Origin of the sequence: Ensifer adhaerens, from assembly GCF_002940685.1 — a bacterium.
Lineage (GTDB): Bacteria > Pseudomonadota > Alphaproteobacteria > Rhizobiales > Rhizobiaceae > Ensifer > Ensifer adhaerens_E.
In genome coordinates this window covers 1-6,531 of the sequence record NZ_PNFP01000044.1, presented here as the reverse complement: position 1 = coordinate 6,531, position 6,531 = coordinate 1, and the positions used below count along the sequence as shown (strand labels likewise).

General features: G+C 62.5%; 5 protein-coding genes. All 5 read left to right on the top strand.

The window, feature by feature from the left end; translation table 11 throughout:
• Positions 1-386: 386 nt before the first annotated feature.
• The 5 genes from C1A35_RS35460 (at position 387) to C1A35_RS35440 (ending at position 6,414) form a co-directional block, all read left to right on the top strand.
• On the top strand, positions 387-1,541 hold the full coding sequence (locus tag C1A35_RS35460) for a tyrosine-type recombinase/integrase (protein WP_234823145.1): 1,155 nt from the start codon (positions 387-389) through the stop codon (positions 1,539-1,541).
• Positions 1,542-1,689: 148 nt separating this feature from the next.
• Positions 1,690-3,342: a hypothetical protein gene (locus C1A35_RS35455; RefSeq protein ID WP_234823144.1), complete on the top strand. Its 1,653-nt coding sequence runs from the start codon at positions 1,690-1,692 to the stop codon at positions 3,340-3,342.
• A gap of 3 nt (positions 3,343-3,345) precedes the next feature.
• Positions 3,346-5,220, top strand: a complete 1,875-nt coding sequence (locus C1A35_RS35450; RefSeq protein WP_050746829.1) for an integrase — start codon at positions 3,346-3,348, stop codon at positions 5,218-5,220.
• Positions 5,201-5,692, top strand: a complete 492-nt coding sequence (locus tag C1A35_RS35445) for a hypothetical protein (protein ID WP_234823143.1) — start codon at positions 5,201-5,203, stop codon at positions 5,690-5,692. Before C1A35_RS35450 ends, C1A35_RS35445 begins: the two co-directional genes overlap by 20 nt.
• Before the next feature lie 89 nt (positions 5,693-5,781).
• On the top strand, positions 5,782-6,414 hold the full coding sequence (locus C1A35_RS35440) for a plasmid pRiA4b ORF-3 family protein (RefSeq protein ID WP_050746828.1): 633 nt from the start codon (positions 5,782-5,784) through the stop codon (positions 6,412-6,414).
• The last annotated feature ends 117 nt before the right edge of the window (positions 6,415-6,531 follow it).

The window sequence follows — 6,531 nt, the reverse complement described above, 5'->3', positions numbered from 1 at the left end:
CATGTTAGGTTCTGCGTCGCAACTGTCCTGTTGAGTTCGTATGACCGTCATGGTTGTGGGCCATATTCGCGGGGCATATCGAGGAAGGCACACGGACGTCCGGGTCAAGTGTTCCCGCAGCGTAGCGAGGACAACACTTGAGGCGGCGGCGACACCACAAGCTTTTTTGATGGGGTGCAGGCGAAGTCCTGCACCCCTGCCACGTGGCGAACGGGAGAGCGCGAGGGGAACCCCTCGCATTCAAAAGAGAAGAGTGCGCCGAAGGCGCTCCGCTCAAGATAACATCCGGTTCGAGAAACTGTCTTCTTTGTTGCTGGGCAGGGCTTTGGGTCCTGCTGATGTCTTTTGTTGTTTTGAGCGACGGCGGGCAAAGAGGACAGATCGTGGTGCGGATCATCAGGGCGGCGATGGGTTATGCCGCAATCCCGGCCGGCTTTCCAATTTTGGTGTCGGAACGGATGTCGATCATCGAGCCGGCGTTTGCCTGGCTGATGGAACTGGCGACGATTCCCGGTCGTAGCCACGCCGCGGAAACTATCCGGACTTACGGCGAGCACTTGCATGACTGGTTCGACAGCCTGGAGCAATCCGGTCTCGACTGGCGCGGTGTGAGCGAGGCGGAGATTGCGGCCTGGCGCAATCGCATGCTGTCACAGCCGAGCCCGCATACGAAACGGCCATACGCGCGCTCGACGGTGAACGATCGGGTCCGTACGGTCTGCCGGTTCTATGCATGGGCCCAGGGCCGCGGCTGGATCGAGAGTCTGCCGTTCCAGTTCGTCGACGTTCGAGTGGGCTCCGGCCGGCGACAATCATTCCTGGCGCATGTGGATGGGCGTCCGGGGATCATGGCGGCGAATATCCTGACGGTCGCCGAGCACGAACGTCTGCCGAGACCGTTGCGTGTCGATCAGTTGCGCCGGGTGTTTGCGCATCTCGAGATGCCCTACCGGTTGATGGCGGAATGGGCGCTGGCGACGGGATTGCGGCGCAAGGAGCTTTGCGGCCTTGCCGTCTTCCAGGTTCCGGAGACGGCGCATCTGGATGACGACGATCATCCTCTGATCGGCGTGCCGCTGACAATCACCAAGGGTGACAAGCCGCGCACGATCTACCCGCCGATCCGCCTGGTCGACCGCACGCAGCGCTATATCGACGAGGTTCGCACGCCGCAGGTCCGGGCGTTGCGGCGCCAGCGACCGGATTATCGGCCGCCCTCCACGCTCTTTCTCAACCTTCAGGGAAACGCCGTCAGCAAGGCGCGATTGACGGCGGTGTTTGCTGAGGCCTTCCGGGCGGCCGGTGTGACGGGAACCTTGCATTATCTGAGGCACACATTCGCGATGACGATGCTGGTGCGGTTGCAGCGGCAGGGATTGACCACGCCGGACCTCAATCCGCTGAAGATCGTGCAGGTTCTGCTGGGGCACAGCTCGATCCAGAGCACGGCGATCTACCTGCGCTGCGTCGAGCTCAATGCCCGGGAACTCGCCGACAGCATCGACTATCTCTATGGCGAGTTGATCCCCGATGGCCGTTAGACGCGGGCACATCGACCGGCGGCTGTCGGCTGCGACACCGATCGTTCTGGACCGGCCGGCCGACACCATCGTCGTCTTCCGCGACGGCTGGGGCGAGGTCACAAAGCGTTACGATCCCGGCACTCTCGGCTTGCCGTTGGACGTCGCGATGCTTCTGGCCGATGCCTTCCGCCATCATCATGCCGCCTCGAGCCATGACACGCAGCGTCATTGCTGGATGGCGCTGCGGTCGTTCGCGCGCTTTGTGGCTGAGGACGGCCAGGTGCTGTCCGCCGACGATCTGACCAGTGCGATGGTAGGGCGCTACATCGCGTGGCTGGATCGCCAGGTTGTAGGACAGACGAACCAGCCCTGGTCGAAGGGATCGCGGGCGAATGTGTTGATGCAGCTTCGCCAGATGATCGACTGGACCAAGCGCCGGCATCCGTCGCGGCTGCCGGCCCGCATCGACTTCCCCTTGCGGGTCTGGCCGAACCGCAATGCCGACGCTCGACCGCGTCTTGGCGGGGAGGATCTCAAGGCGATCCTGGGCGCGTGCTATGAGGAAATCGACGAGGCGTGGGAGCGCTTCGAAACGGGACGGACCATCCTTGCTGTGAGCGGCCCGGTCGATGGCGTCGATCCCGAGCTGTGCCACCTGGTCCGGGCGCTTGCGGGTGTGAATGCCGGCGTGCTGCCGTCGCGGACGCTTGCGATCCGCAGCGGCGTCAACATATCGGCGGTCAATCGTCATGGCGGCCTTCGTCACCTTGGCGGTTATCTTCACCTGACCGGCGAAACGGTCGTCGCATTCTTTATCGCGCTGTCGATCCAGACGGCGGGCAATCCGGATGCACTGCGACTGGTGACGCGCGACTGCCAGGTGGCGCATCCGCTCGATGAGCATCGTATCATCGTCGAATGGGCCAAGCCCCGGGCCGGTGCGCAGGTGAAGCGCGCGCAGCGGCGATCCTTCGACCGCCGTCGGCGACATGCGGCGCCGAACTTAATCGATAAATTGCTGGCGATGACCGCGCCGCTCGCGGCCCGGGCCAGCCGCCAGGATCGCAACCGGCTATTCCTGGTGAAGAGCGAGAAGAAGGACGCGGTGACGCTCGTCGTGGAGGCGACCTTGTCGCATGCCCTGAAGGCGTTCATCAAACGCTCGAATGCCCGGATATCCATTTGGAACAAGGCGGCGCCCGAGCGCGCACGCCAACTCTTGCCGGATTTTGCCGCCGTTCTGCTGCGGGGCAGCGTCGCCACCGAATATTACAAGGCGTCCGGCGGCGACATCGTCGCGACACAAGACGTGCTCAATCACGCTCGCGCCGACACGACTGAGCTTTATATCAAGGGACCTCAGACACGCCGCATCCAGCGCGAGACCATCGTCCGATTGCAGGGGCTGATGCTTGGCTGGATCCTCGGCGCGAAGGCTGACCCGCAAGATCAGGCGCAGCGAGACAGCATTGCGCTGGCGAACGATGCGACGGCTCCGTTCAGCCATGATTGCCTCAACCCGGCCACTGGCACAGCGCCTGGATCGGCGACTGGCAGGATCTGCCGGCACTTCGGCGGATGCCTGCGCTGCCCGGGACTGGTCATCCCGATCGATGCGGAGCACATGGCGCGCATCCTTCGAGCGATCGGCGAACTGGAGCGTGCGCGTAAGCGCATCGATCCGCGCCGCTTCGAGCTTCTGTATGCGCCGAGCCTGCGCATTCTGACCGACGACATCCTGCCCGACTTCCCGCCCTCGCTGCGTGCGGAGGCCGAAGGTCGAATGTTGGCTCTGCCAATCCTGCCGGAGCTGGAGTGAGCGATGCAAGCGTCCACAGCACCTGATCTTGCAGTCACGGCAAGGCCAGCGCTTCGGATATCGGCGCGCTCGGTATGGTCAGACCAGGTCTGGCATCTCGACGGCCATCGCCCCGGCGCAAACCGGAGTGACTTCTCGCTCGACTGGGGATTTGCCCTGGCCGACGACAGCCGGTTCAGCGATCCGCAATGGGCTGACTGGCGAGAGGCGGCCAAACTGTTCCTGTGGAGCCTGAAGCTGGACCCGCCTGCAGGCCGCCGCAACGTTCACGATTCGACGATCGTCCGCGTCTTTAATATGCAGAGGACGCTGATCCGCTGGATGGCGGCGCAAGGGTACCGCAGCTTCGCCGATCTCGACCGCGATGGCAGCGATAGGTTCTTAGCGGCGATGGCGCAGCGTCCTGGCAGCAAGCCGGGCAAGGCGCTGTCGGCCATGACCCTGCAACACTACGCAAATTTGCTGACGCTTCTGTATCTCCAAGGATCGAAGTTCCCGGAAGTGGCAATTGATGATCCATTCCCAGGGACAGTGCCGCCGTTCGTTCGGCATGACCGAGGCTGGCTTCCCTATACACCGGACGCGGTCGCCGTGCCATTGGTCTCGGCGGCCTTGCGGCTGATCGAACAGCCGGCGGACGAAGTCATCGCTTTGCAAACGCAGGCGCAGGTTGCGTATGATGATGCCCTTGCCAGGGGCATCAGCCAGACGAAGGCCGGGTTCGTCGCGACCGACGCGATCAGGGAGTTTACCTTCTCGACCCTGTCCGGAGAGGAATCTCCCTGGCATGAAGCGCCTATCACCAGCACTAAGCAGGTGCGGTATCTTGCAGATCGCATTTACGACGCATGCTTTGTCGTCATCGCTTATCTGGTCGGCGCCCGCGTCTCGGAGATCCTTGGCCTTCAGGTCGGCTGCATCGAGCAGCATCCTGCCAGTGATGGCAGGGAGAGCTTCGCCTATCTCGCCGGCCAGATCTACAAGACGGCGGGCGGCGTCGACGGCGAAGCCCACCGCTGGGTTGCTCCAGCGCCCGTCGAACGGGCCGTCTTGGTCATGGAGCGACTGACCGCTCGCCTGCGGGCCCAAAGCGGGCGATCCGAGCTCTTTCTGGTGATGGCCAGCACGGGCCTTGTCGGTCCCGCTGCGAGAACTGACCTGCCCGTCGTCTCCACGATCATACGGCGGCTGAACGATCTGTTCGCACCGTTCATCGGCCTGCCGGACCACGAGGGCGAGCCCTGGCATCTGAACACCCATCAGGGCCGAAAGACCTTTGCGCGCTTTGTCGGCAAACGCGACCGCACCGGACTACATGCGCTTCAGGCGCACTTCGGCCATGTGACCCGGGCCATGACCGATCGTGGCTATGTCGGAACCGACTTCGCGCTTGACGACCTGATCGATCGGCATACCCGGGAAGAAACCCGCGCCGCCCTGGAAGAGGTGCTGACGGCGACGACGCTCGCCGGCAAGGGTGGACGCATGATTGCCGCTCGCTCACAGTTCCGCGGGCGCACACGCGACGGCGATGTCCAGGCTTATGTCCGTTTCCTGATGGAAGAAACGGACCTCCGCCTCGGGGTCTGCGACTGGGGCTATTGTGTCTACCGCGTCGAAACGGCTGCCTGCTTCGGCGACGAGAAAGGACCCAACCCCGCGCTGCGGACTGAAAGCACGTGTCTCACCTGCGCCAACTTTGCCGTCACGGCCCGGCATCGACCGGTCTGGCAGGCGCGCCGCGACCGCAATGCCGATCTTCTCGCTCATCCTGGCCTCGACCCGGTCAGCCGCAGGGTTGCGGAAACACGGATCGCCGAATGCGATCGCATCCTCGGCGAACTCGATCATGGAAAGGATGGTCGCGATGGCGCGTAAATCCAGAAAAACACCGGCGCTGACGCCGCAGGAAAAACGCCTGCGCAACACCGACCGCAAGCTGCGGGAGGCTCTGGAGCGCCTGGTGAAGGGACTGCCCGCACACCCGGACCTGCAAAAGCGATCCTACCGTCTGACCGTTGCCACGCTCGCACGCGAAGCGCGTGTCGGCCGCAACGCCATCTACACCAACCACCGCTCGATGATCGACGAGTTGCGTCGCGCCAGCGATCGCAAGATCGTCCCCGAGAAGCTGGCGGCCTGGGAAGACAAACTCGCCCAGCAGCGCGCTCTGATCCAGGTCTTGCAGATCGAGGAGCGGCGTATGGTGACGGAAAATGCCGTCCTACTGAAGCGCATCCTCGAAGCCGAAACGGAGGTTGAGCGGCAGAAACGTCATAATGCCCGCCTTGTTGCCGAACGCGATCGCGGCATGAAACCCGTTCCTATCCCGCGCGGACCAAAATCCTGATCGCGATCACGGAGTACTTTGTGTCGCCACACTCAACAATTGCTGGCTCATCCATTGCGTGCGACCATTATGCCCGGCATGATCCCGATATGCTCGACCCGTTTGACCCAGATAGCTTCATCGTGCGCGCCGAGGTTCATATCCTCGACATCGATCCCGAGATCAGCCGCACTCTCGAACTGCCAATCACTCTCAACCTCGCCCAACTCCACGAAGTGCTGCAGGCTGCCTTCGGCTGGACCGACAGTCATCTGCATCAGTTCAACATCGGCGGTCTGATCTACGGCGCCCCGGAGTTCGATGAGGACGGTCTGTCAGACAGCCGGACCTTTGAGGCGACCGAGGTCAGAATGATCGACCTTCACTTCCCGTACGACCGCGACGAAAGCGCTCTGACGATCCTCTACGAATACGACTTCGGCGATAATTGGCGTCATCTGCTGCGTCTGGAGCGCGTCGCCCGCGAGGAAGGTGTGCAATATCCCCGCTGCATTGCCGGCAAACGGTCCGGGCCTCCAGAAGATGTTGGAGGAACTTCAGGTTATGCCGACTTCCTCGACGCCTGGCTCGATCCTGAGCATGATGAGCACAAAGCCATGCGGCGATGGGTAGGCCGCAAGTTCCATCCGGAAACTTGCAATCTCGATGACATCAATAAGGCGATTGCCAAGGCCATGCGCGTATCAAAGGGCAACTATCGCTTCCGTCGCGAATGTGCCTGATTGACGGCCCCAAGAGAGTTGCGGAGCCAAAGATACACTCGAAACACCGGTCAGAGCTGAAAAGCCCCCACGATCAGTATCTTCCAGCTAAAAGGACACTTGACGCATAACCTAAGA